Source organism: Mesorhizobium sp. WSM4833 (assembly GCF_055811095.1).
This window is the reverse complement of the sequence record NZ_JBVVQG010000008.1, coordinates 220753-242346: the sequence shown is the minus strand read 5'-3', so window position 1 is coordinate 242346 and position 21594 is coordinate 220753. Positions and strand designations below refer to the sequence as shown.

General features: G+C 62.8%; 19 protein-coding genes. 7 read left to right on the top strand and 12 right to left on the bottom strand.

Translation table 11 applies throughout. The annotated features are described in order from the left end of the window. Positions 1-8 precede the first annotated feature (8 nt). Genes AC0L2D_RS18260 through AC0L2D_RS18235 form a run of 6 tightly spaced genes read right to left on the bottom strand, consistent with a single transcriptional unit; the run spans position 9 to position 7141 of the window. Positions 9-968 (bottom strand): ABC transporter ATP-binding protein, encoded by a 960-nt coding sequence (locus AC0L2D_RS18260; RefSeq protein WP_473541778.1) that lies wholly within the window; start codon positions 966-968, stop codon positions 9-11. Further along, complete coding sequence (locus tag AC0L2D_RS18255) at positions 965-1936, bottom strand: ABC transporter permease (RefSeq protein ID WP_013531725.1); 972 nt, start codon at positions 1934-1936, stop codon at positions 965-967. Before AC0L2D_RS18255 ends, AC0L2D_RS18260 begins: the two co-directional genes overlap by 4 nt. Further along, complete coding sequence (locus tag AC0L2D_RS18250; protein WP_063167981.1) at positions 1936-2952, bottom strand: ABC transporter permease; 1017 nt, start codon at positions 2950-2952, stop codon at positions 1936-1938. Before AC0L2D_RS18250 ends, AC0L2D_RS18255 begins: the two co-directional genes overlap by 1 nt. A gap of 39 nt (positions 2953-2991) precedes the next feature. After that, positions 2992-4653, bottom strand: coding sequence for an ABC transporter substrate-binding protein (locus tag AC0L2D_RS18245; protein ID WP_473541775.1), 1662 nt, complete (start codon positions 4651-4653; stop codon positions 2992-2994). A gap of 18 nt (positions 4654-4671) precedes the next feature. After that, positions 4672-5577, bottom strand: coding sequence for a proline iminopeptidase-family hydrolase (locus AC0L2D_RS18240; RefSeq protein WP_473541773.1), 906 nt, complete (start codon positions 5575-5577; stop codon positions 4672-4674). Between the two features lie 52 nt (positions 5578-5629). Then, entirely contained in the window at positions 5630-7141 is a 1512-nt protein-coding gene (locus AC0L2D_RS18235; protein WP_473541771.1) for a leucyl aminopeptidase, read from the bottom strand. Positions 7142-7388: 247 nt separating this feature from the next. Here AC0L2D_RS18235 and AC0L2D_RS18230 point away from each other — a divergent pair, with 247 nt between their 5' ends. Beyond that, positions 7389-8291: a LysR substrate-binding domain-containing protein gene (locus AC0L2D_RS18230; protein WP_024503328.1), complete on the top strand. Its 903-nt coding sequence runs from the start codon at positions 7389-7391 to the stop codon at positions 8289-8291. A gap of 239 nt (positions 8292-8530) precedes the next feature. Next, positions 8531-9988, top strand: coding sequence for an NCS1 family nucleobase:cation symporter-1 (locus tag AC0L2D_RS18225; RefSeq protein ID WP_024503329.1), 1458 nt, complete (start codon positions 8531-8533; stop codon positions 9986-9988). Between the two features lie 38 nt (positions 9989-10026). Here the strand turns inward: AC0L2D_RS18225 and AC0L2D_RS18220 are convergent, their stop codons facing one another. From AC0L2D_RS18220 to tpiA, 5 genes are all read right to left on the bottom strand, one after another. Then, entirely contained in the window at positions 10027-10563 is a 537-nt protein-coding gene (locus AC0L2D_RS18220; RefSeq protein ID WP_473541768.1) for a DUF1697 domain-containing protein, read from the bottom strand. 10 nt (positions 10564-10573) lie between these two features. Then, a complete protein-coding gene (locus tag AC0L2D_RS18215; RefSeq protein ID WP_013531733.1) occupies positions 10574-12211 on the bottom strand; it encodes a CTP synthase in 1638 nt (545 codons plus the stop codon). Positions 12212-12349: 138 nt separating this feature from the next. Beyond that, entirely contained in the window at positions 12350-13477 is a 1128-nt protein-coding gene (locus AC0L2D_RS18210; RefSeq protein WP_473541767.1) for a L,D-transpeptidase, read from the bottom strand. A 209-nt stretch (positions 13478-13686) separates the two neighbouring features. Next, complete coding sequence (secG, locus tag AC0L2D_RS18205; protein ID WP_013531735.1) at positions 13687-14157, bottom strand: preprotein translocase subunit SecG; 471 nt, start codon at positions 14155-14157, stop codon at positions 13687-13689. A 170-nt stretch (positions 14158-14327) separates the two neighbouring features. Further along, a complete protein-coding gene (gene tpiA / locus AC0L2D_RS18200; RefSeq protein WP_473541764.1) occupies positions 14328-15095 on the bottom strand; it encodes a triose-phosphate isomerase in 768 nt (255 codons plus the stop codon). 145 nt (positions 15096-15240) lie between these two features. Here tpiA and AC0L2D_RS18195 point away from each other — a divergent pair, with 145 nt between their 5' ends. Genes AC0L2D_RS18195 through AC0L2D_RS18175 form a run of 5 tightly spaced genes read left to right on the top strand, consistent with a single transcriptional unit; the run spans position 15241 to position 20646 of the window. After that, positions 15241-17133 (top strand): SurA N-terminal domain-containing protein, encoded by a 1893-nt coding sequence (locus tag AC0L2D_RS18195; protein ID WP_473541762.1) that lies wholly within the window; start codon positions 15241-15243, stop codon positions 17131-17133. Beyond that, complete coding sequence (gene trpD, locus AC0L2D_RS18190; protein WP_013531738.1) at positions 17130-18140, top strand: anthranilate phosphoribosyltransferase; 1011 nt, start codon at positions 17130-17132, stop codon at positions 18138-18140. Before AC0L2D_RS18195 ends, trpD begins: the two co-directional genes overlap by 4 nt. Positions 18141-18143: 3 nt before the next feature. Then, positions 18144-18956 carry an indole-3-glycerol phosphate synthase TrpC gene (gene trpC, locus AC0L2D_RS18185; protein ID WP_473541760.1) on the top strand — a complete coding sequence of 271 codons (813 nt, stop codon included), beginning with the start codon at positions 18144-18146 and terminating at the stop codon, positions 18954-18956. Positions 18957-18958: 2 nt separating this feature from the next. Further along, positions 18959-19441, top strand: coding sequence for a cyclic pyranopterin monophosphate synthase MoaC (moaC, locus tag AC0L2D_RS18180; protein WP_013531740.1), 483 nt, complete (start codon positions 18959-18961; stop codon positions 19439-19441). Continuing rightward, positions 19441-20646 carry a molybdopterin molybdotransferase MoeA gene (locus AC0L2D_RS18175; protein WP_473541758.1) on the top strand — a complete coding sequence of 402 codons (1206 nt, stop codon included), beginning with the start codon at positions 19441-19443 and terminating at the stop codon, positions 20644-20646. The genes moaC and AC0L2D_RS18175 overlap by 1 nt, the downstream gene beginning before the upstream one ends. Before the next feature lie 48 nt (positions 20647-20694). On the opposite strand, the gene AC0L2D_RS18170 is transcribed toward AC0L2D_RS18175, so the two are convergent. Next, entirely contained in the window at positions 20695-21525 is an 831-nt protein-coding gene (locus AC0L2D_RS18170; RefSeq protein ID WP_024503339.1) for an alpha/beta hydrolase, read from the bottom strand. Positions 21526-21594 lie beyond the last annotated feature (69 nt).

Below are 21594 nucleotides of genomic sequence, written 5' to 3'. Positions count from 1 at the left end.
CGATCCGCTCATGCCTGTGCCACCCTGAAGCACGCCGCGGCATGAGTGCCGCTCCCGAGGTCGGGTTTGCCGGCCTCGCAGGGCTCATAGTGAACCGGGCACCGCGGACCGAACGCACAGCCCTGCGGCAATCGCAGCAATGACGGCGGCGAACCGGGAATGGCCGGCAGGCGGCGTGGTTTTTCGCCGGTCAGCGGCGGGATCGAACCGAGCAGAGCGCGCGTATAGGGGTGTCGCGGATCGGAAAACAGCTCCGCGCGACTGCCGCGCTCCACCACGCGGCCGGCATACATGACCATGACCCGGTCGGCGAGTTTGGAGACCACGCCCATGTCATGCGTGATGAAGACCACCGCCGACTTGTGCGTCGCGCGTAGCTTGCGCACCAGATCGAGAATGCCGGCCTGTACGGTGACGTCGAGCGCCGTGGTCGGTTCGTCAGCCACCAGCAACGCCGGATTGCAGGACAAAGCCATTGCGATCACCGCCCGTTGACGCATGCCGCCGGACAGTTGGTGCGGGTAGCGCGACATCGCCTCGTGCGGGTTCGGAAAGTTCACCTCGGCCAGCAATTCCTCCACGCGCTCCATCGCCTTGGACTTGCTGATGTTGCGATGCGCGCGGATCTGTTCGGCGATCTGCCAGCCGATCGTGTAGACAGGTGTCAAGGCGGTCATCGGATCCTGGAAGATCATCGCGATCTCGTTGCCGCGCAGTCGCCTCAGTTCGCGCGCGGGCAGTCCCACCAGTTCGCGGCCCTTGTAACGGATCGAGCCTTCGATGGTGGCGTTGGGGTCGGTGATCAGACCCATGACGGCCAGCAGCGACACCGTCTTGCCGGAACCGGACTCACCGACGACGCCGAGGATCTCGCTCTCCTCGAGGTCGAAGGAAACGCCATCGATGGCCCGCACCAGGCCATCATTTGTGCGGAAGGATACTTTGAGGTCGCGCACCGACAGTATCATGATGTCCTCAGGCGCGGATCGAGAAGGATGTAGACGAAATCGACGACCGCATTGGCAACAACCACGAACATCGAAGCGTACATCACCGTTGCCATGATCATCGGCAGATCGAGATTCTGCAGCGCGTCATAAGTAAGCTTGCCGATGCCGTGCAGCCCGAACACCACCTCCGTGAGCAGGGCCGAGCCTCCGACCAGCGCACCGAAATCCAGGCCGAACAGGGTGACGAAGGCGATGAGCGACGTGCGCAAGGCATGGCGCAGCAGGATGCGGGTCTCCGACAGGCCCTTGGCCCGGGCCGTACGGATATAGTCCTCCTGCAGGGATTCGATGATCGCCGCGCGCAGCACGCGCCCATAAATGCCGATGTAGAGAATGGACAGCGTGATCCACGGAATGACCAGGGTCAGGAACCAGCCCTTTGGATCGTCGGAGAAGTTCTTGTAGCCGAGCGGCGGCACCCAGGAGAACGCCCAGCTGTCGTGGTAGCGGCTCTGGGTGATCAGGTTCATCACCTCGCCCAGCCAGTACACCGGCATCGAAATACCGAGCAGCCCTAGCGCCATCAGCAGCTTATCCAGCCAGCTGCCGCGCGTGGCGGCGGCGGCGATGCCGATGATGATGGAGACGACCACCCACAGGATCGCCGCTCCGAACACCAGCGAGAGCGTGACCGGGATCGAATCCATGACCGCCGGCACCACCTTCCAGCCACGATTGACGAAGGAGGTCAGATCGCCGGTGACGAAGATCTTCTCCATCATCGTCACATATTGCACGTAGAGCGGCCGGTCGAAGCCGAAGCTGTGGCGTACCGCCTCCAGCACTTCGGGCGATGCATTGCGGCCGGCGATGCGCGCCGCCGGATCGGAGCCCGGCGTTGCGAAGAAAATCAGGAAGACGATGACCGAGATGCCGAACATCACGAACAGCATCTGGCCGAACCGGCGCAGGATTGCGTAGATCATCAGTCGCGCCCCAGCCGAACCTTGGAGCGCGGGTCGAGCGCGTCGCGCAGACCGTCGCCGAAGACATTGAGCGCCATGACGGAAACCGCGATCGCCAGGCCCGGCACCAGCGCCACCAGTGGCCTGGTGTAGAGCAGCGCCTGTCCGTCCTGGATAATGGTGCCCCAGCTCGCGGCCGGCGGCTGCACGCCGATCGAAAGGAAGGAAAGGGCTGATTCCGTGAGCATGTTCAGCGCCATCATCAGCGGCACGAAGACGATCAGCGTCGTGGTGACGTTGGGCAGGATGTCGCGCCACAGGATGCGCCATCCCGGCACGCCCAGATTGATCGCGGCGAGCACGAATTCGCTTTTGCGCAGTGCCAGAACCTGCCCGCGTATCGGACGAGCCACATAGGGCACGTAGACGATACCGATGATGATGACAGGCAGCCACAGACTGCCGGACTCGATCTGGATCGGTCCTATCGTGATGCCATGCGCGATGGTGACGATGGAGAGCGAAATCGCCAGCAGATAAATGGGGAACGCCCACAGTATGTCGAGGAAGCGCGACAGCACCGTGTCGGTGACGCCGCCGAAATAGCCGGCGATCAATCCCGCCGCCGTGCCCAGGATTAGGGTGAAGATGGTGGCTGCTCCGGAGATCAGCAACGAGCTCAGCCCGCCATAGAGCATCCTGGCCATGACATCGCGCCCCTGGCTGTCGGCGCCGAGGAAATAATTGCCCAGCCGCCAGGTCGGGCCGAGCGGTGTGTAGCCAAGCCCGAGCCCCTCCGTCGATTGTTCCATCACCGGAACGTCGGCACCGTCGATCTGGATGACGGCGTCGAGCGTCGAGGCGAAGGGGTCCACGCCTGCCCATTTCGCATAAAGAGGCGCACTGAGGCAGGCAAGGACGATGAGGAGGAACACGGCCAGCGACGCCATGGCAGCCCTGTCCCTTGCCAGCTTCGCAAACGCGACGGCCCAGGGCCCTCGCGTCTTGCGCGGCGCGGCGACAGCTACGTTCGACACGGACGTGCCCCTCCGCGGTTCGTTACTGCACCCAGGCCATTACTGTACCCAGGATTGGGTGATCATCCAGTTGAACTGCCTGTTGAACTTGAAATTGCCAAGACGTTTGCTGACGAAATCGAGCCGCTTCGGCGTGAAGAGGCCGACAGCAGGTGCCTTGTCGGTGACCTGCCTGTCGATTTCAGCCCACATTTTATCGGCGGCTTTCTGATCGGTGACGCCGAGGTCCAATGCCTTTTGCATCTTGGCGTCGATTTCCTTGTCGCAGAAGCCGGCGATGTTGATCGAGGCGTCCGAACCTTCGCGGAAGGAGGCGCAGCTGAACAGGATGTTCAGGAAGTCCGAAGCCGCCGGATAGTCCTTGTACCACTGGGTGACGGACATCTGCACCTTGTTGTTGGTGTTCTGGATGTAGGTGAACTGGATGTTCGACGAGATCGGCTTGACGTCGGCGACATAGCCGATGCTGGTCAGCACGCTCTGCAGATAGACGCCGATGGAGCGCGAAATGGCGGTGTCCTCGACGATGATGGTCACCTTCTGGCCCTTGGTGCCGGAGTCCTCAACGAGCTGCTTTGCCTTGTCGAGATCAGGAGCCGACCATTTGGCGCCCGGGTTCTTGGTGAAGGGACAATAGTCTTCATGCCCGGGGAAGTCCGGAGGCAGGACCTGGCAGACCGGCGAGGCCAGCACCTTGCCGCCGAACAGCTTGACCAGCGTGTTGCGATCGATCGCATAGGCAACGGCCTGGCGGGCTTTTTCGTTGTCGAAGGGTGCGAGACGGTTGTTCAGCGGCGCGTACCACCAAGCCGAAAGCGGCGAGATGTGCAGCTGGTCCATGGACTTGCTACCCAGTTCGCCCAAGCGGTCGCTCGGCAGAGCGTCGAACATCCAGTCCGCTTCGCCGTTCTGGATCGCGGTGACGGCTGCCTCTTCGGACAGGCCGAAATCATATTGGACGACATCCGGATAGCCGTCCGGCTGGGCTTCTTCGCTCCACTGCTTGAAATTGGGGTTGCGGGAAACCGTCATGCCCTTGTTCGGGTCGAAGGCGGAGATCATGTACGCGCCGGTGCTGGGAATGGGCTTGGAACCCATGTCTTCAGCGGGCGTGTCCGCCGGCAGGACCACGGCATGCGGCAAGGCAAGCTTGTAGAGCAGCTCGGCATCCGGCTTGGTGATGTTGATGGTGATGGTGCCGGCCGCTTCGTCGCCGACAACGCCGCCTTCCAGCGTGCAGCCCTTGGTGTCGGCCAGGCATTTGTCGGCCCCGACGATGCCGGCATAGAACGTGCCGGAGGTGGGTCCGGAAACCTTGAAGATGCGCTGGAAAGAAGCGACGACGTCCTTCACGCCAAGATCCTGGCCGCTGGAGAACTTGATGCCCTTGCGCAGCTTGAAGGTGAAGGTCTTGCCGTCATTGCTGACCAGCGGCAGGGCCTCGGCCAGATCGGGGACGATGGTGAAGCCGTCCATGCCCTCGGCCTTGCGGAAGGCCACCAGGCCGTCATAGATCGGCTGGTACATCTGCCAGCCCTGGTCCGTGTAATTGATGTGCGGATCGAGCGTTCCGGCCGCGGAGCGGGCCAGCAGGCGGATGGTGCCGCCTCGGTGCTCCTTGAGATATTCGGCCTGTGCCGGGGCCAGCCATGTACCGGCCAGCAATGCCGCGGCTGTTGCCGCCAGAAGCAGTTTCTTCATGTCTTGATTCCCCTTTTTTCAGTTATCGTTGTGGTCCAGGAAGTCTCCCACCACCCGCATGCACGCATCTTGCTCTTCGACATGCGGCATGTGGCTGGAATGCTCGAATATCTCCCAGCGAGACCCCTTGATGCCGTCCTTATAGGGCTGCACGGTCGCGGGCGTGGCCTCGTCGTGACGTCCGGAGATGATCAGTGTGGGAACATCGATGGCCGGCAGGCGCTCGACGATGCTCCAGTTCTTCAGCGTTCCGATGACATGGAACTCGTTTGGCCCATTCATCAGATTATAGACGGTCGGATTGCGCACGACCTGGGCGAAACTTTCCGTGACTTCGGGCGGGAAAGGCACGACCCGGCAGACATGCCGCTCGTAGAACACCATCGTCGCAGCCTGGTACGCCGCATCGTCGGTTGTGCCGGCCTGTTCGTGTCGGGTCAGTGTCTCCTGCACATCCGCGGGCAGATCCGCACGCAACCGGTTGGCCTCTTCGACCCACAGTTTCATGGACGCCGGTGAGTTGGCGATGGTCAGAGATTTCAGCCCCTTCGGCCGCGTCACGGCATATTCGGCGCCCAGCATGCCGCCCCAGCTCTGGCCGAGCACGTGGAAGCCTCTCCGAATGCCGAGGTGGTCGACGAGGTTTTCAAGCTCGTCGATGAACAGCCCAGGTGTCCAGAAATCGGCGCCTTTCTCAGGCAGCAAGGTGGAATTGCCGCAGCCCAACTGGTCGTAGTGGATGACGGCGCGATCTCTTCGCGCAAGAAGCTTGTAGGCATCGACATAGTTGTGAGCGACGCCCGGGCCGCCATGCAGGATCACCACAGGCGCCTTGTCGCCGCTGAGTTCGCCACTGACCCGATACCAGGTCTCGTAGGCGCCAAAAGCGGCCCGTCCTTCCATGCCGATGATCTCAGATGACATCCCAATTCCCAGTGCGATTGAAGGTACTTTTATCGTCCGCGGCGGCAGGCGCCTAACTCATGTTACGGGTGATCTGCACCCACTCTTCCAGCATCTGCACGCCAAATGCCGTGGCACCTTGCCTGCCGAGCGGCCGATCGGAGTCGGTCAGTTCCTTGCTGGCGATGTCGAGATGCACCCAGGGGCGATCTTCCGTGAAATGGCGCAGGAAGGCTGCGGCATAGGGAGCATCGCCATCTTCCATATCCTTGGCATGATGCCGCAGGTCCGCGAACGGCGATTGCAGGCCCTCGTCGTAGGCCCGATCGAGCGGCAGCCGCCAGAACCGCTCGCCGACCGTTTCTCCGGCCGCGATCATCTGTGACGCGATGGCATCGTCGGTGCTGAACAGGCCGGCGAATATCGACCCCAACCCACGCGTCACCGAATAGGTCAGCGTTGCCAGATCGACGATCACTAAAGGGTTGAAGCGCGTGGCTGCATAGTGGAGGCAGTCGGCCAGAAGCAGGCGTCCCTCCGCATCCGTGTCGAACACTTCCACTGTCTGTCCGGACGCCGTCGTGATGATGTCGCGCGGTTTGAGCGCCGTGCCGGATGGCATGTTCTCCGCGATGCCGAGAACACCGACAATGTGTACCGGGCTGCCTTGCCGGGCGAGTGCGATCAGCAGGCCGACCACAGCGGCCGCTCCGCCCATGTCGGCTTTCATGTCGAACATCTGCGCTCCGCCCTTGATGCAGAGGCCGCCCGAATCGAAGCAGACGCCCTTGCCGACGAAAGCGAGTGGTTGGGCGGGAGCACCCTTGCCCCGGTAGCGCAGGACAGCGACCCGCGGCGGGCGCGCCGAGCCCGATCCGACAGCAAGAAGCGCGTTCATGCCGAGCTCCTTCAGTTGCGCGGCATCAAGCATTTCGATGTCGATGCCGGCTTCACGCAGGGGCTCAAGATGATCGTGGAAATTGTCGGGATGGAGGTGGTTCGGCGGCAGGTTGACCAAGGTGCGTGCATATTCGACGCCGTCGGCGATGGCATTGATCCGCGCCAGCGCCGCTGTCAGATCCGGGCCGCGAGCCCCTACCAGTTTCACCCGCAAGGTTCTATCCGCTCCCGCCCCTTGCCGCCGGTTGCGCATGTCGAAACGATAGCGGCGCAGCCGCATGCCAAGCGCGACACGCGCCAGGATTTCGGCGCCGGGCAGGTCAACGCCGGCGATCGGGTCCAGGACCAGGGTGGCCGCGCATTCCCCCTTGCCCTCGAGATGCACGGCAAGCAGACCGCCGGCGCGCGCCAGTGACAGGGTGGTTACGGCTTCAGCTTTGCCCAGGGCTAGAATGACCACGCGCTTGGTCGATACGGACTGCGGGGCAATAAGATCGATGCAGGTGCCGGATTCGGCCAAGGCGGCCGGGTCGGAGCAGGCGCGCGAGAGAATCCCGCCCATCTCGGCATCCAGGGTGGACGCCCGCGGGCCGAAGCCTGTTTGGGCAGTTTGCAAGATCACGACGACGGAGGCGGCGGAAATCTCGTCCGCGGTCTCGAAAACCGGCGCTGGCGATTGAGGCATAGGCTGGCGCTCTCTCCGATTGCGGCAATACCAGCCGGGTAGCGAGCAACGCTTCGCTCACTCCGGTGGAGACTGGTCAAGCCGGTCTCCGCCGTTCGTGGTATAATGCCGGTCCCCAAATAGTCGCTTTCTTGAGACGACTTAATTGCTCTTGTCGTCTGGGTATCCCCTAACAGGGCAGGCGATCAAACGCGAATTCCGCCCATGTCGATTGACAAAAACTCAACTCACAATTCATGATCGGCCAATGGCCCTTCCCTCACTCAATGGCATGCGCGCTTTCGAGGCCGCCGCTCGCCTTGGCAGCGTCAAGGACGCGGCGGAAGAACTGCATCTGACACCCTCGGCTGTCAGCCGGCACATCCGCGCGCTTGAACGAAATCTTGGCCAAGACCTGTTCGAACGCGGTTTTCGCCAGATAACGCCAACCATAAGGGGCTCCTACTATGCGCGCAGCCTCTCGGAGGCGTTCGAAGCGATCTGGCGCGCCACCGATGACGTCAGCCTCTCCGAGGGGTCGCGCCACGGCAAGATCCAACGTGTCCGGGTCTTGTGCGTGCCCACCGTTCTGAACCTTTGGCTGGCGGACCGGTTGCCGAACTTTCGCCGGTTGCATCCGTCGGTGGATCTGGAGATCTCCACTTCAGGCAAGCGCGCCAACTTCGATTTGGCCATTGTCGACGAGTTCGTCTACAAGGCCGGCCCGGCTCTGACGCTGCTGATCCCGCTGCTTTTGACGCCGGTCTGTGCGCCTTCGCTTCTGGAGGGGCCTGTGCCGCTGCGATCGCCGGCCGATCTGGTCAATCATCATCTGATCCATGAATGCGAAACCATGAGATGGAAGCGTTGGCTGGAGCAGGAAGGCGTTCTGGAAACGACGCCAAAATCCAGCACAACACTGGATGATTGCACCTTGATCATGCGCGAAGCGATCAATGGCGCCGGAATAGCGCTTGCGGACACGATGATGGCGCAAGATTTTCTGCAGCAAGGCAAGCTGGTCGCGCCGTTCCGTGCCCGCCACACCTATCCGGCCGGCATTTACCTGCATCAGCGTCGCAGCATCGGCAACAAGCCAGGCACCGGTCTGTTTCAGGATTGGCTGCTCGCCGAAGTCGCGGACCACAAGCAGGTGATGGCAATCGCTTAGATGCCCCCAACCGAAGATGTCGGGAGCCACCGCTTCAGATTGGAATCCCCGCGTCGAACCTCGACTCATCCGTGGTTCAGCGATGACCCACCATCGCCGTGCATCGATAATCGCAGTTCTCATTGAATATCTTTAAGGCCAAAGCCGGCAAATAGGTTGCTTGTCGGTTCCCCTGCGGCAGGCTTAACCTGCACGCGGCCAACGCGTGAGGGCGCGTGCTGCAAAAGGGGAACATTGCCATGACGATACAGGGTGCTTCACCTGATCTGTACAACGAGGATTTGGCTCCGGCCAAAGTTCGAAACTGGGGACCATTCTCGATCTTCAACGTCTGGACGTCGGACGTCCACAGCCTTTGGGGCTACTATCTTGCCGCCAGTCTGTTCCTGTTCTGCGGCGGCTTCGTCAATTTCATCATCGCCATAGGCATCGGCTCGCTGATCATCTACGCGCTGATGAACATGGTCGGCTATGCCGGCGTGAAGACGGGCGTGCCCTACCCCGTGCTTGCCCGCGCCTCTTTCGGCATCTGGGGCGCCAACATACCGGCGCTGGTGCGCGCCGTCGTCGCCTGCTTCTGGTACGGCGCGCAGACTGCCGCCGCCTCGGGCGCGATCGTGGCGCTGCTGATCCGCACGCAATGGTTCGCCGATTTCAACGCCAGCACGCACTTCCTCGGTCATACCGGCCTGGAGGTGATCTGCTTCGTGGTCATCTGGGGGCTGCAATTGCTGATCATCCAGAACGGCATGGAAACGGTCCGCCGCTTCCAGGATTGGGCCGGCCCCGCGGTGTGGGTGATGATGCTGATCCTGGCGATCTATCTCTGTGTCAAATCCGGGAGATTTGCCTTCACCAGCGACATCCCCATGGACGTGCTGCTGGACAAGACGAAGGATGCGGGCGTGCCCGGCACGCCTGGCTCCTGGACCTCGCTGTTTGCGGTGGCGGCGATCTGGGTCACCTATTTCTCGGCGCTCTATCTCAACTTCTGCGATTTCGCCCGTTACGCGCCGGACAAGGCATCGCTGCGCAAGGGCAACATCTGGGGCCTGCCGATCAACCTGATCCTGTTTTCGCTGGTGGCCGGCGTCACCACCATTGCCGCCTTTGACGTCTATGGCGAGGTGCTGCTGCATCCCGACCAGATCTCGGCGAAATTCGACAGCTGGTTCCTGGCGGCGCTCGCAGCCCTGACCTTTGCGGTAGCAACGCTTGGCATCAACGTGGTGGCGAACTTCGTCTCGCCGGCCTTCGACTTCTCCAATGTCTTTCCCAGGCAGATCGACTTCAAGAAGGGCGGCTATATCGCGGCCGTGATCGCCCTGCTGCTCTATCCCTTCGCGCCATGGGAAGGCAGTGCGGCTTCCTTCGTCAACATCATCGGCGCGACGATGGGGCCGATCTTCGGGGTGATGATGGTCGACTACTACCTGATCCGGAAGGGTGAGGTCGACGTCGAGGCGCTTTATCGCGAAGATGGCGAATTCCGCTTCCAGGGCGGCTGGCACGTCAACGCCTTCATCGCCGCCGGCATCGGCGCCATCTTCTCGTCGATCCTGCCCAACTTCACCAACTGGCTGCCGTCCTGGTGGGGTGTCTATGGCTGGTTCTTCGGCGTGGCGATCGCCGGCATCATCTACTACGTGCTGCGCACCGCCGCTTTGGGCGCCGGCGCCAGGACCGCGAAGGCCTGACAAGGTGAATTTTGGGGCGGCGAGAGCCGCCCCAAAACCTACCCGAGCATCTCGGCCAATCTGCGCACCGTGTTCCAGTTGCGCGACGTGCCCGTGCCCATGCGCTTGTGATTCATCGCCGCTAGCAGCCGCGAGCTTGGCCCCTCGTGCGAAAAGACGACCCAGATGTCGCCGCCGACGGAAGTCACTTTTTCATCCTCGCCGGCATAGGCCTGGAGCCCCGTCACGGCCTCCACGGGCGCAGGCTTGCGCATCACCCGTACGGCTACCTGATCGCCTGCTTTGGCCGAATCGGCCGGGAACGGATTGCCGGCGGCAAGCTTCAGCCAGTCCTCGGCACCACGCACGATGATGTCGACATGGCGGCCGAAGGTTTTTTCGAAGGCTGCCTCCAGCCGCTGTTCAAGGTCGGCAATATCAGTTGCCGGCGCCTCGAAGACCAGATTTCCGGTCGCCACCAGGGTGCGCGGGTTCTTCAGCCCGAGATCTTCCGCCATGGCCTTGAGGTCGGCCATGACGACCCGGCGGCCCTCGCCCAGAATGATGCTGTAAAGCAGCGCGACATAGGTCTGCATGGCCGACCGGCTACACCAGCCGGCTCTGCTCCACCGCCGCCTCGATGAAACTGGCGAACAGCGGATGCGGGTCGAGCGGCCGGCTTTTCAGTTCCGGATGATACTGCACGCCGATGAACCAGGGATGGTCCGGGTATTCGACCGTTTCCGGCAGCACGCCGTCAGGCGACATGCCGGCAAACACCAGGCCGCAATCCTCAAGCCGCTCCTTGTAGTCGACATTGACCTCGTAGCGGTGGCGATGGCGCTCGGAAATCTGCGTGTCGCCATAGATTTCGGCGATCTTGGAACCCTTGGCGAGCTCGGCCTGATAGGCGCCGAGCCGCATCGTGCCGCCGAGGTCGCCGGTTTCGCGGCGCTTCTCCAGCATGTTGCCTTTCAGCCATTCGGTCATCAGGCCGACGACCGGTTCCTCGGTCGGACCAAACTCGGTCGAAGACGCATGCTCGACGCCGGCCAGCGACCGCGCCGCCTCGATGCAGGCCATCTGCATGCCGAAGCAGATGCCGAAATACGGCACTTTTCGCTCACGCGCGAACTTCGCCGCCAGGATCTTGCCTTCCGAGCCGCGCTCCCCGAAGCCGCCGGGAACCAGGATGCCATGCACCTTTTCCAGCCACGGCGTCGGATCCTCCTTTTCGAAGATCTCCGATTCGATCCAGTCAAGCTTGACCTTGACGTGATTGGCCAGGCCGCCATGCGACAGCGCCTCGATCAGCGATTTGTAGGCGTCCTTGAGGCCGGTATATTTGCCGACAACGGCGATGGTCACCTCGCCTTCCGGATTGTGGATGCGGTTGGACACCGCCTGCCACGGCTCCATACGCGGCTTCGGCGCCGGATCGATGCCGAAGGCGGCCAGGACTTCCGAATCGAGCCCTTCCTTGTGATAAGCCATCGGCACGTCGTAGATATGCGGCACGTCGAGCGCCTGGATCACGGCGCTTTCGCGCACATTGCAGAACAGCGACAGTTTTCTGCGCTCTTCCTTGGGGATAGCGCGGTCGGCGCGGACCAGCAGGATGTCGGGCGCGATGCCGATGCCGCGCAGTTCCTTGACCGAATGCTGAGTCGGCTTGGTCTTCAGCTCACCGGCCGTCGGGATATAGGGCATCAGCGTCAGATGCACGTAGACGGCATTGTTGCGCGGCAAGTCGTTGCCGAGCTGGCGTATAGCCTCCAGGAACGGCATCGCCTCGATGTCGCCGACCGTGCCGCCGATCTCGCACAGCACGAAATCATAGTCGTCATTGCCGTTGAGGACGAAATTCTTGATCTCATCGGTGACGTGGGGGATGACCTGCACGGTGGCGCCGAGATAGTCGCCGCGCCGCTCGCGCTCGATGATGTTCTTGTAGATGCGGCCGGTGGTGATGTTGTCCTGCTGGTTGGCGGAGCGGCCTGTGAAGCGCTCGTAATGGCCAAGATCAAGATCGGTTTCCGCACCATCGTCGGTGACGAAAACCTCGCCATGCTGGTACGGCGACATCGTCCCCGGATCGACATTGAGATAGGGATCGAGTTTTTTGATGCGTGCGCGATAGCCTCGCGCCTGCAGGAGAGCCCCAAGGGCCGCTGCGGCAATGCCTTTTCCAAGTGAGGAAACCACGCCGCCTGTGATGAATACATATCGCGCCATGGGAGTCATCGCTTAACGCGGCCGGATTGATTCCGCCAGAGAAAAAACCACCGCGAAGGTTTTTTCCCAAGAAGGCGCTCGGATCGTGAACTGGGCAAAACAAAAGGGCCGGCTGAGCCGGCCCCTTTCGGCAGGATGACGAAAACGTCAGATGATGACGACCTTGGTGCCAACCCTGACGCGGCTGTAGAGGTCCATGACGTGCTCGTTGATCATGCGGAAGCAGCCATTAGAGGCGCTGGTTCCGATCGACTGCGGCGCGATGGTGCCGTGGATGCGCAGATGCGTGTCCTTCTTGCCGTCATAGAGATAGATGGCGCGGGCGCCGAGCGGATTCTGGCCACCGCCAGGCATGCCGTCCTTATACTGGCCGTAATGCTTCGGCTCGCGCTTCTGCATGTCCAGCGTCGGGATCCAGCGCGGCCATTCCTGCTTGTCGCCGACCGCGACCGTGCCCTTGAACTGCAGGCCCTCGCGACCGACCGCAATGGCGTAGCGCCGCGCGGTGGAAGATGATTCGACGAGGTAAAGGCGCCGCGCGCTGGTGTCGATGACGATGGTGCCGGCATCGTAACCAGTGAATTCCACGTCCTGCGGCACGAATTCCGGCTTCACCTTGAACTGCTTCTTGGCCTCCCTCTTGGCGAGAGCCTGATCGAGAGCCCGCGTCTCGGGAAGATAGCTTATCGAGGAGCCAGACGACGTCCCGCCGAAAAGGCCGGCGAACAGGCCGCCGCCGCTCGGCTTCTTCTGGCCGATGACTTCGCTGCGCAGTTCGCCATTGTTGCCGGTCAGGGCGACGTTCATGGCCTCCGCCGGAAGCGGCTCGGCCGACTGGATCGGCGCTATCGGTTCGATAGGCTCGATGATCTTGGCAGCCTGCTTCTTGGCCGGCTTGGCATCGGCCACCTCGGTTGCCGGCGCGCTCTTGCCCTTCTTGGCAAGGAACGCCTGCCGTTCCGCGTCGGCCTTGGCCTTTGCCGCCTCGCGCATTGCCAGCTTCCTGGCTTCGAGCGCCTTGGCTTTGGCGGCTTCCTTGTCGGCAACGATCTTGGCCTCGATCTTCTTGATCTGGGCGAGGTCGTCGGGCGTCGGGTTTTTCTTCTTCTTGAGAAGCTTCAATTGCGACGCATCACTCTTGACGGCGATGTTGATGGCAGAAGTTGTTTCAGCCGAAGGCTGTGCGGCCATATTGGCCGGAACGCCTGCGAAGGCGGGGGAACTCAAGCCGAGTGCGGCGCAAAGTCCCAGGAAAATGAAGCTGCGAAGCTGCATGGCGAAGATCCGATCGTTCTATGCTTGTTGCCACGGCGTCGCCCAGCGCCCCCCAAGGGCGCCGGAAATGCCGCGTGCAATCTATAGTCGAATAAGCGCGGCCGCCTCAAGCGTGGGGCCATGCCTCACCCCGTCGAATCTTCGTGATCTCGCTGCATTTGCCGCGACTGTGTTCAAACGACCACAGATCGCGGTTCAGGCACCGAGGACTACTGGTTTGGAACCTGCGGGGTCGCCGGTGCGGCGGGAGCCGTGCCGTTGGTCGCCGGCGGCGTCGAGCCGGCGGCAGGCGCAGTGGCCGGGGCAGTCGCAGGAGCCGAAGCATCGTTGCCGGAAGGCGGCGTCGGCGTGGTGGTGCCCGCGGGCGCCGGAGTTGTGGTTCCAGGCAACTGGTTGAGCACGCCTTTGCCGGCGCCGTCCGAGGTCGCCGGCACGCGGTCCAGGATATCGATCGGCTTTTCGCCGTAGCGAGCGACGATCGACAGGGTCAAGGAGGTGGCGAAGAAGGCAGCCGCCAGGATCGCCGTCGCACGCGTCAGCGCATTGGCCGCACCACGCGCGGTCATGAAGCCGGACCCGCCACCGATGCCGAGGCCACCGCCTTCGGAACGCTGCAGCAGCACCACGCCGACAAGGGCGAGCACGACCATGAGATGGATGACGATCAGTACGGTTTCCATAGTTTATCCTGGCAAGGCCTTGCCCGGCCGCGGACACGACCGGTGAATTGGAGGCGGCTCAATACAATGCTTTGACGGCATTTCCAAGCCCGTGGCCGGAATAAGGGAAGCAACCCGTCCTTTGCAACGATTTCGTGCACCGGAAGCCCTGTCCGGCGGGGAAAATGTCTTCAAGCAATATTGCGATAGGCCTCGGCGATGCCGAGAAAGTCCGCCGCTTTCAGGCTGGCGCCGCCAACCAGCGAGCCGTCGACATTCCTGACGCCGAGCAGTTCGACCGCGTTGGAGGGCTTGACCGAGCCGCCATAGAGAATGCGCACCTTCGCCGCGACGCCGCCGAGCTTTTCCGACAGCTTTTCGCGGATATGTGCGTGTGCCGCAGCGACGTCGGCCGCCGTCGGCGTCAGGCCGGTGCCGATCGCCCATACCGGCTCATAGGCAATGATGGTGTTGGATGGGGTGGCGCTTGGCGGGACCGAGCCCTCGACCTGCCGCGACAGCACGTCCAGCGTGGCGCCCGCTTCACGCTGCTCATGCGTTTCGCCGACGCAAATGATGGCAACAAGCCCGGCACGCCATGCGGCGGATGCCTTGGCCTGGACAGTGGCGTCATCCTCGCCGCGTTGCTCGCGGCATTCGGAATGGCCGACGATGACATGGCTCGCACCGGCATCCCTGAGCATTTCCGCCGAGATGCAGCCGGTGTAGGCTCCGCTCTCCTTGGTGTGGCAATCTTCGCCGCCGGCATGCACCGGCGTGCGCGACAGGATCTCGGCGGCGTGGGCAAGCAGGGTTGCGGGAACGCAAACCAGCGCTTCGGTCTCCGCGTCAAGCCCACTCATGAAGCCGTTGCCGATCATCCTGAGCTCGTTGAGGGAGGCGCTGGTGCCGTTCATTTTCCAGTTGCCGGCGACGAGCGGGCGAATTCCTGGCGTCATGGGTTTGCTTCTCCGGATGATATCGGGGCTCTGGCCCTCACTACCAAAATCAGGCCACAAAGCAATCGACAGTGGGCCGGAAGGGCGCTATTGCGCTTGTTTCAGACTCGGCGCATGCGAAAATGCGCATAAATCGGAAGTAAAAATGCTTGGTATGTTGAGAAGCGCGGCAGGCACCTGGGTCGCGAAGGGGCTGTTGGTGCTGCTGGTGCTCAGCTTTTTGGTCTGGGGCGTTTCCGGACGGCTGATGGGCGGTTTGGCCGGCCATGATTCGGTGATAACCGCTGGCGGCACCAAAGTGTCGATCAACGAATACCGTCTCGCCTATGATCGCCAGCTCGCCGTCATGTCGCAGCAGTTCGGCCAACGTCTCAGCCACGAACAGGCAAAGGCGCTCGGTGCCGATAACCAGGTGCTGGCGCAGCTCGTCTCGGGTGCCGTTCTCGATGAACAGGCCCGCAAGCTGGGCCTCGGACTTTCCAAGGACCGGCTGGCCGAACTGACACGCGAAGACCCGGCCTTCAAAGGCCCGGGCGGCCAGTTCGATCGCAGAACGTTCGAATATATGCTGCAGCAGATTGGCATGCGACCCGAGGACTATTTGAAGAACCGTGCTCAGGTGGCGGTGCGCCAGCAGATTGTCGAGGCGGTCTCGGACGGCCTCAAGGCTCCGGACACTTTCTTCAAGGCAGTTGCGCTCTATCGCGGCGAAGACCGCACCATCGACTATTTGACGCTGCCCAAGGCACTGGTGGAGCCGATCGCGGCGCCATCCGATAGCGTGCTTTCGGCCTATTTCGAAGCTAACAAGAAGACATATGCGGCACCCGAATACCGCAAATTCTCCTATGTCCGCCTCGAGCCGGTCGACATCATGGATCCGACCGCCGTCACCGACCAACAGGTCAGCGACGATTACAACAAGAACAAGGCGCGTTACACCACGCCGGAATTGCGCACCATCGAGCAGCTCGTGTTCAAGACGCCGGATGCGGCCAAGGCCGCGCTCGATTCGCTCAAGGCAGGCGCCACTTTCGACAAGCTGGTCACGGCGGAAGGCAAGACCCCGGCCGACACGTTGCTCGGCACGCTTGCCAAGGACAAGATCGCCGACAAGGCGGTCGCCGACGCCGCCTTCGCGCTTAACGCCAATGAAGTCAGCCAGGTCGTGCAGGGCGCCTTCGGTCCGGTGCTGCTGCGTGTCACCGAGATCAAGCCCGAGGTGGTGAAGCCGCTGGCCGAAGTGTCCGACCAGATCCGCAAGGATCTGGCGCTGGGCGAGGCAAGCCGCATCCTTCTGGACGTGCGCGACAATTACGATGACACCCGCGCCGCCGGCAGTTCGCTGGCCGACGCTGCGGCCAAGCTGAAGCTGAAGGTCGTCACCATCGACGCCATCGATCGCAGTGGACTGCGGCCAGATGCAAGCATCGTCAAGGACCTGCCGCAATCGCCGGAGCTGATCAAAGCCGTCTTCGACGCCGAACCCAACACGGAAAACGATGCCTTGACCACAGCCGACAACGGCTTCGTCTTCTATGAGGTGGCGTCCATCACGCCGGCTCGCGACCGCACGCTGGATGAGGTTCGTCAGAAAGTCGTGGCCGACTGGACGGCGGCGGAAACAAGCAAGCGGCTCGCCGCCAAGGCTGACGAGCTGGAAAAGCGGCTCAAGGCCGGCGCAACGCTCGATGTCATTGCCAGCGAACTGAAGCTGGAAAAGCAGACCAAGCGCGGTGTCAAGCGCGAGGCTGACGATGTCGATTTCGGCAAGGAAGGTGCCGCAGCGATGTTCGGAGTCGGCGAAGGCGGTACCGGCCTGATCCCCTCGCCTACCGGCGACGGGCAGATCCTGTACAAGGTCGCCGAAGTGTTCGAGCCCGCCGGGGCCGATGCCAGCTCGGTGCCGGATGACGCACAGAAATCCTTCACCTCCGGCATGTCGGACGACCTGCTCGACCAATTGGTGGCGCAGTTGCAGACGCAGTACGACGTTCGCGTCGACCAGGCCGCCGTCGCCCAAGCCTCGACAAGATGAGCGCGCTGAAAACCCATATCGCCAAGATCGCGACCGGTAGCGCGCTTTCCTTCGAGGAAGCGCGCGAGGCCTTCGACATCATCATGTCGGGTGATGCGACCCCCGGCCAGATCGGCGGTTTCCTGATGGCGCTGCGCGTGCGAGGCGAGACGGTGAGCGAGATTTCCGGCGCCGTCGCCACCATGCGGGCCAAGATGCTGCAAGTCGACGCGCCGGACGGCGCCATCGATATCGTCGGCACCGGCGGGGACAATTCCCACAGCGTCAATATTTCCACGGGATCGGCCTTTGTCATCGCCGGCAGTGGTGTGCCCGTTGCCAAGCACGGCAATCGTGGCCTGTCCTCGCTGACAGGAGCCGCCGACGTGCTGGTTGCGCTCGGCGTCAAGATCGACATCTCGCCCGAATTCATCGGCCGCTGCATCCACGAGGCTGGCGTTGGTTTCATGTTCGCGCCAGCGCACCATCCAGCGATGAAACATGTCGGCCCGACCCGCGTCGAACTCGGCACCCGCACCATCTTCAACCTGCTCGGGCCGCTCTCCAATCCAGCTGGCGTCAAGCGGCAGCTGGTCGGTGTGTTCCTGCCGGAATGGATCCTGCCGGTTGCCGAGACGCTGAAGGCACTGGGTGCGGAGCATGCCTGGGTTGCTCATGGCGACGGCTATGACGAGATCACCACCACCGGCGAGACGCAGGTCGCCGAACTGATCGGCGGCGAGATCCGCAGCTTCACCCTGACGCCTGAAGCGGTTGGGTTGCCGCGCCACAGCAAGGACGAACTGCGTGGCGGCGATGCGGACTACAATGCCAAAGCCTTGCGCGATATGCTGGGCGGCGCTGCCGGCGCCTATCGCGACACCGTGCTGATGAATGCCGGCGCCGGCCTGGTGGTGGCGGGCAAGGCGACGACGCTTGCCGACGGCATCGCGCTCGCCGCGCAAGCCATCGACAGCGGCCGGGCCCTGCAAGTGCTCGACAGGCTGGTCGAGATTTCGAACGGGTAAAACGTGTCTGACATCCTTCGCAAGATCGAGGCCTACAAGCGCGACGAGATCGCGGCGGCAAAGGCACGTGTGCCGCTGGCCGAAATCAAGGCGCGAGCCAAGGACGCGGACGCACCGCGCGGCTTTCTTGCCGCACTCGAAGCGAAGCGCAAATCCGGCGCCTTTGCGCTGATTGCCGAGATCAAGAAGGCAAGCCCGTCCAAGGGGCTGATCCGCGCCGATTTCGATCCGCCGGCGCTGGCGCAGGCCTATGCCAAGGGTGGCGCTGCCTGTCTTTCGGTGCTGACCGACGCACCGTCCTTCCAGGGCGCGCCGGAATTTCTCACCCGGGCGCGAGCCGCCGTCGCGCTGCCGGCGCTGCGCAAGGATTTCCTGTTCGATCCCTATCAGGTCTACGAAGCCCGCGCCTGGGGCGCGGATGCCATCCTGATCATCATGGCCAGCGTCGACGACGCCCTGGCGAGCGAGCTTGAGGCAACGGCATTCGAACTCGGCATGGATGCGCTGATCGAGGTGCATGATGAGTCCGAGACGTTGCGCGCGCTAAAACTGTCGTCGCGGCTGATCGGTATCAACAACCGTAATCTGCGCACATTCGAGACCAGCCTCGACACTTCAGTGCGGCTGGCGAAGATGGTTCCGGCCGACCGCTTGCTGGTCAGCGAGAGCGGTATTTTCTCGCATGACGACTGCCTCAGGCTGCAAAAGAGCGACATCGGCACTTTTCTTGTCGGCGAGAGCCTGATGCGGCAACAGGACGTCACCACCGCGACGCGCTTGCTTCTGACAGGCAAGGCTTTGGCCGAGGCTATCTGACGATGGTATCAGGCCTGACCCATCTCGGCGCGCAGGGCGAGGCCAACATGGTCGATGTCGGCGACAAGGAAGAAACAACGCGCACGGCGATCGCCGAAGGCTTTGTCGCGATGCAGCCCGAGACGCTGAAGATGATCCTCGCCGGCAACGCCAAGAAGGGCGACGTGCTCGGCACCGCGCGCATCGCCGGCATCATGGCGGCGAAAAAGACGCATGATCTGATCCCGCTCTGCCATCCGCTGCTGCTGACCAAAGTTTCCGTCGACATCGAGCCCGACCATGCATTGCCGGGCCTGAAGGTCACCGCGCTGGCGCGCGTCACCGGCAAGACGGGCGTCGAGATGGAAGCGCTGACGGCCGCTTCGGTAGCCTGCCTGACCATCTACGACATGGCCAAAGCAGTAGACCGCGCCATGGTCATCACCGGCATCCGCCTGGTCGAAAAGACCGGCGGCAAGTCGGGTGACTACAAGGCGAGCTCCTGATGGCGCTGGTTCCTATCGCGGAGGCGCTTGAACGCCTGCTCGATGGTGCGGCACCTCTAGCCGGCGAAAGCGTTCCTCTGTTCGAGGCGGTGGATCGTGTTCTGGCGGAACCGGTCGTGGCACTCCGTACCCAGCCACCTTTCAACGCTTCCGCCATGGATGGCTATGCCGCTCGAGCCGCCGACGTGGCGTCGGTACCATCCAGGCTGTCGGTGATCGGCATGGCGCCGGCCGGACGTGGTTTTGCCGGTAGGATCGGCAAGGCACAAGCGGTGCGCATCTTCACCGGCGCGCCGTTGCCCGAAGGCGCCGACACCATCGTCATCCAGGAGAATGTCCGCGACCTCGGCGGCGGCGAAATCGAAGTGACCGAGCCGACGGCGCAATGGCGCAATATCCGTCGCATCGGGCTCGATTTTTCAACAGGCGACATGCTGCTCGAAAGAGGCCGTTTGCTCGACCCGGCGGCACTGTCGCTGGCAGGATCGGCCAACCATCCCCGGGTCAACGTGGTGAAACGACCGCTGGTCGCCATCATCGCCACCGGCGATGAATTGCTGCCGCCGGGCAGTGATCTCGGCCCGGATCAGATCATCTCGTCCAATGCCTATGGCGTCGCTGCCGCCGCACACTCGGTCGGCGCCCGCGCGCTCGATCTCGGCATTGCCGCCGATCGCAAGGAGGCCATCGCCGAACTGGTGCAAAAAGCGGTCGCGGCCGGTGCGGATGTCATCGTGACGCTTGGTGGCGCCTCGGTCGGCGATCACGACCTGATCCACGATGTGCTGACCGGCGAAGGCATGACGCTCGGCTTCTGGAAGATCGCCATGCGCCCCGGCAAGCCGCTGATGTTCGGCCGCCTCGGCGATATCAGGTGCATCGGCCTGCCCGGCAACCCGGTGGCAAGCCTGGTCTGCTCGCAACTGTTCCTGAAGCCGCTGCTGGCGCGGCTCGGCGGCCGCAACCATCGCCAGGACATTCGCCCAGCGCGACTGGGTACCGCAATGCCGGCCAATGATTTGCGCCAGGACTATGTCCGAGCCGTGGTCAGGGAAGATGACGGCGCGCTGGTGGCGACGCCGTTCGGCATTCAGGATTCCTCGATGCTGAGAATGCTGGCCGACGCCAACGGGCTGATCGTGCGGGCGCCGTTTGCCCCTGCAGCAGCCGCGGGCGAGGCTTGCAGCGTTTTGATGCTGCGCTGAGGAATTCCAGGCAAGCCGTTCATAACAGACGAGAAAGTGATCTCGGCTCTAGCTGGAGATCAAGCTCTGCGTCAGCGGATGCGCCGGATCGGTAAGGCCGTCGACAATGTCGTAGTGATGCCGGTCGGGCTCGACCACGGTGCTGGTGGTGGCGCCAAGGCCGGTCCAGATGTTGGCAAGCAACGCATTCTGGCGCAGGAACTCGGCGCGCTCACCGCCGCCGGCCCAGCAGGTGATGCGGGCGCCATCCATCGGGCGCAGCAGGGCTGGGCTTTCAGCCAGCGCCTCCTCTTCGTCGATTGCCAGGTCCTTGTTCATGCCGGTGCGCATGAGCGGACGCAAATCGTGTAGACCTGAAATCGAAACGACATGGCGTATGCGCCGCGCCACATCCGGCGCCAAAGGCGTGGTTGTCGTCACCATCCGGGTGGCGAGATGGCCGCCGGCCGAATGTCCGGTCAGCATCAGCGGTCCGTCAACCATTGCCGCTGCCTTGCCAATCGCCGCCCCGACCTCCCGGACGATGCCTGCGATGCGTATGTCCGGGCACAGCGTGTAGGAGGGCATCGCAACGGCGAAGCCGCTGCCGACCGCGCCATTGGCGAGATGCGACCACAAGCTCTTGTCGGTCTCCAGCCAGTAACCGCCATGGATAATCACCACCAGTCCTTTGGGCGCGGCCTTGGGAAGGAAAAGATCGAGCCCATTGCGCGGCCCGTCGCCATAGGCGATGTCGAGCCGTGCCCGGCTCTCTGCCGAGAGCGCATCACGGAATGCTGCCGCTGGCTCGGCCCAGGCGGCTGGCCAACGGTCGCTGCCGGCAATGTTCGCGCCGTTGGCATAGGCATCATCCCAATCGACGATGTGACGTTCGAACATCTGCGCCCTCCCCCAAAACGGCATCGCTGTTGCGCTAGCAATGGCCAGCGCCACGCCATGCGTCAATGC

Bases quoted from the DNA above. Each gene is read 5' to 3' on its own strand.
- AC0L2D_RS18210 (WP_473541767.1), bottom strand. From the start codon at position 13,477: ATGCAGCTTCGCAGCTTCATTTTCCTGGGACTTTGCGCCGCACTCGGC.
- AC0L2D_RS18260 (WP_473541778.1), bottom strand. From the start codon at position 968: ATGATACTGTCGGTGCGCGACCTCAAAGTATCCTTCCGCACAAATGAT.
- AC0L2D_RS18240 (WP_473541773.1), bottom strand. From the start codon at position 5,577: ATGTCATCTGAGATCATCGGCATGGAAGGACGGGCCGCTTTTGGCGCC.
- AC0L2D_RS18245 (WP_473541775.1), bottom strand. From the start codon at position 4,653: ATGAAGAAACTGCTTCTGGCGGCAACAGCCGCGGCATTGCTGGCCGGT.
- AC0L2D_RS18175 (WP_473541758.1), top strand. From the start codon at position 19,441: ATGGCGCTGGTTCCTATCGCGGAGGCGCTTGAACGCCTGCTCGATGGT.
- moaC (WP_013531740.1), top strand. From the start codon at position 18,959: ATGGTATCAGGCCTGACCCATCTCGGCGCGCAGGGCGAGGCCAACATG.
- AC0L2D_RS18215 (WP_013531733.1), bottom strand. From the start codon at position 12,211: ATGACTCCCATGGCGCGATATGTATTCATCACAGGCGGCGTGGTTTCC.
- AC0L2D_RS18235 (WP_473541771.1), bottom strand. From the start codon at position 7,141: ATGCCTCAATCGCCAGCGCCGGTTTTCGAGACCGCGGACGAGATTTCC.
- trpD (WP_013531738.1), top strand. From the start codon at position 17,130: ATGAGCGCGCTGAAAACCCATATCGCCAAGATCGCGACCGGTAGCGCG.
- AC0L2D_RS18230 (WP_024503328.1), top strand. From the start codon at position 7,389: ATGGCCCTTCCCTCACTCAATGGCATGCGCGCTTTCGAGGCCGCCGCT.
- AC0L2D_RS18225 (WP_024503329.1), top strand. From the start codon at position 8,531: ATGACGATACAGGGTGCTTCACCTGATCTGTACAACGAGGATTTGGCT.
- tpiA (WP_473541764.1), bottom strand. From the start codon at position 15,095: ATGACGCCAGGAATTCGCCCGCTCGTCGCCGGCAACTGGAAAATGAAC.
- AC0L2D_RS18195 (WP_473541762.1), top strand. From the start codon at position 15,241: ATGCTTGGTATGTTGAGAAGCGCGGCAGGCACCTGGGTCGCGAAGGGG.
- AC0L2D_RS18255 (WP_013531725.1), bottom strand. From the start codon at position 1,936: ATGATCTACGCAATCCTGCGCCGGTTCGGCCAGATGCTGTTCGTGATG.
- AC0L2D_RS18220 (WP_473541768.1), bottom strand. From the start codon at position 10,563: ATGCAGACCTATGTCGCGCTGCTTTACAGCATCATTCTGGGCGAGGGC.
- secG (WP_013531735.1), bottom strand. From the start codon at position 14,157: ATGGAAACCGTACTGATCGTCATCCATCTCATGGTCGTGCTCGCCCTT.
- AC0L2D_RS18170 (WP_024503339.1), bottom strand. From the start codon at position 21,525: ATGTTCGAACGTCACATCGTCGATTGGGATGATGCCTATGCCAACGGC.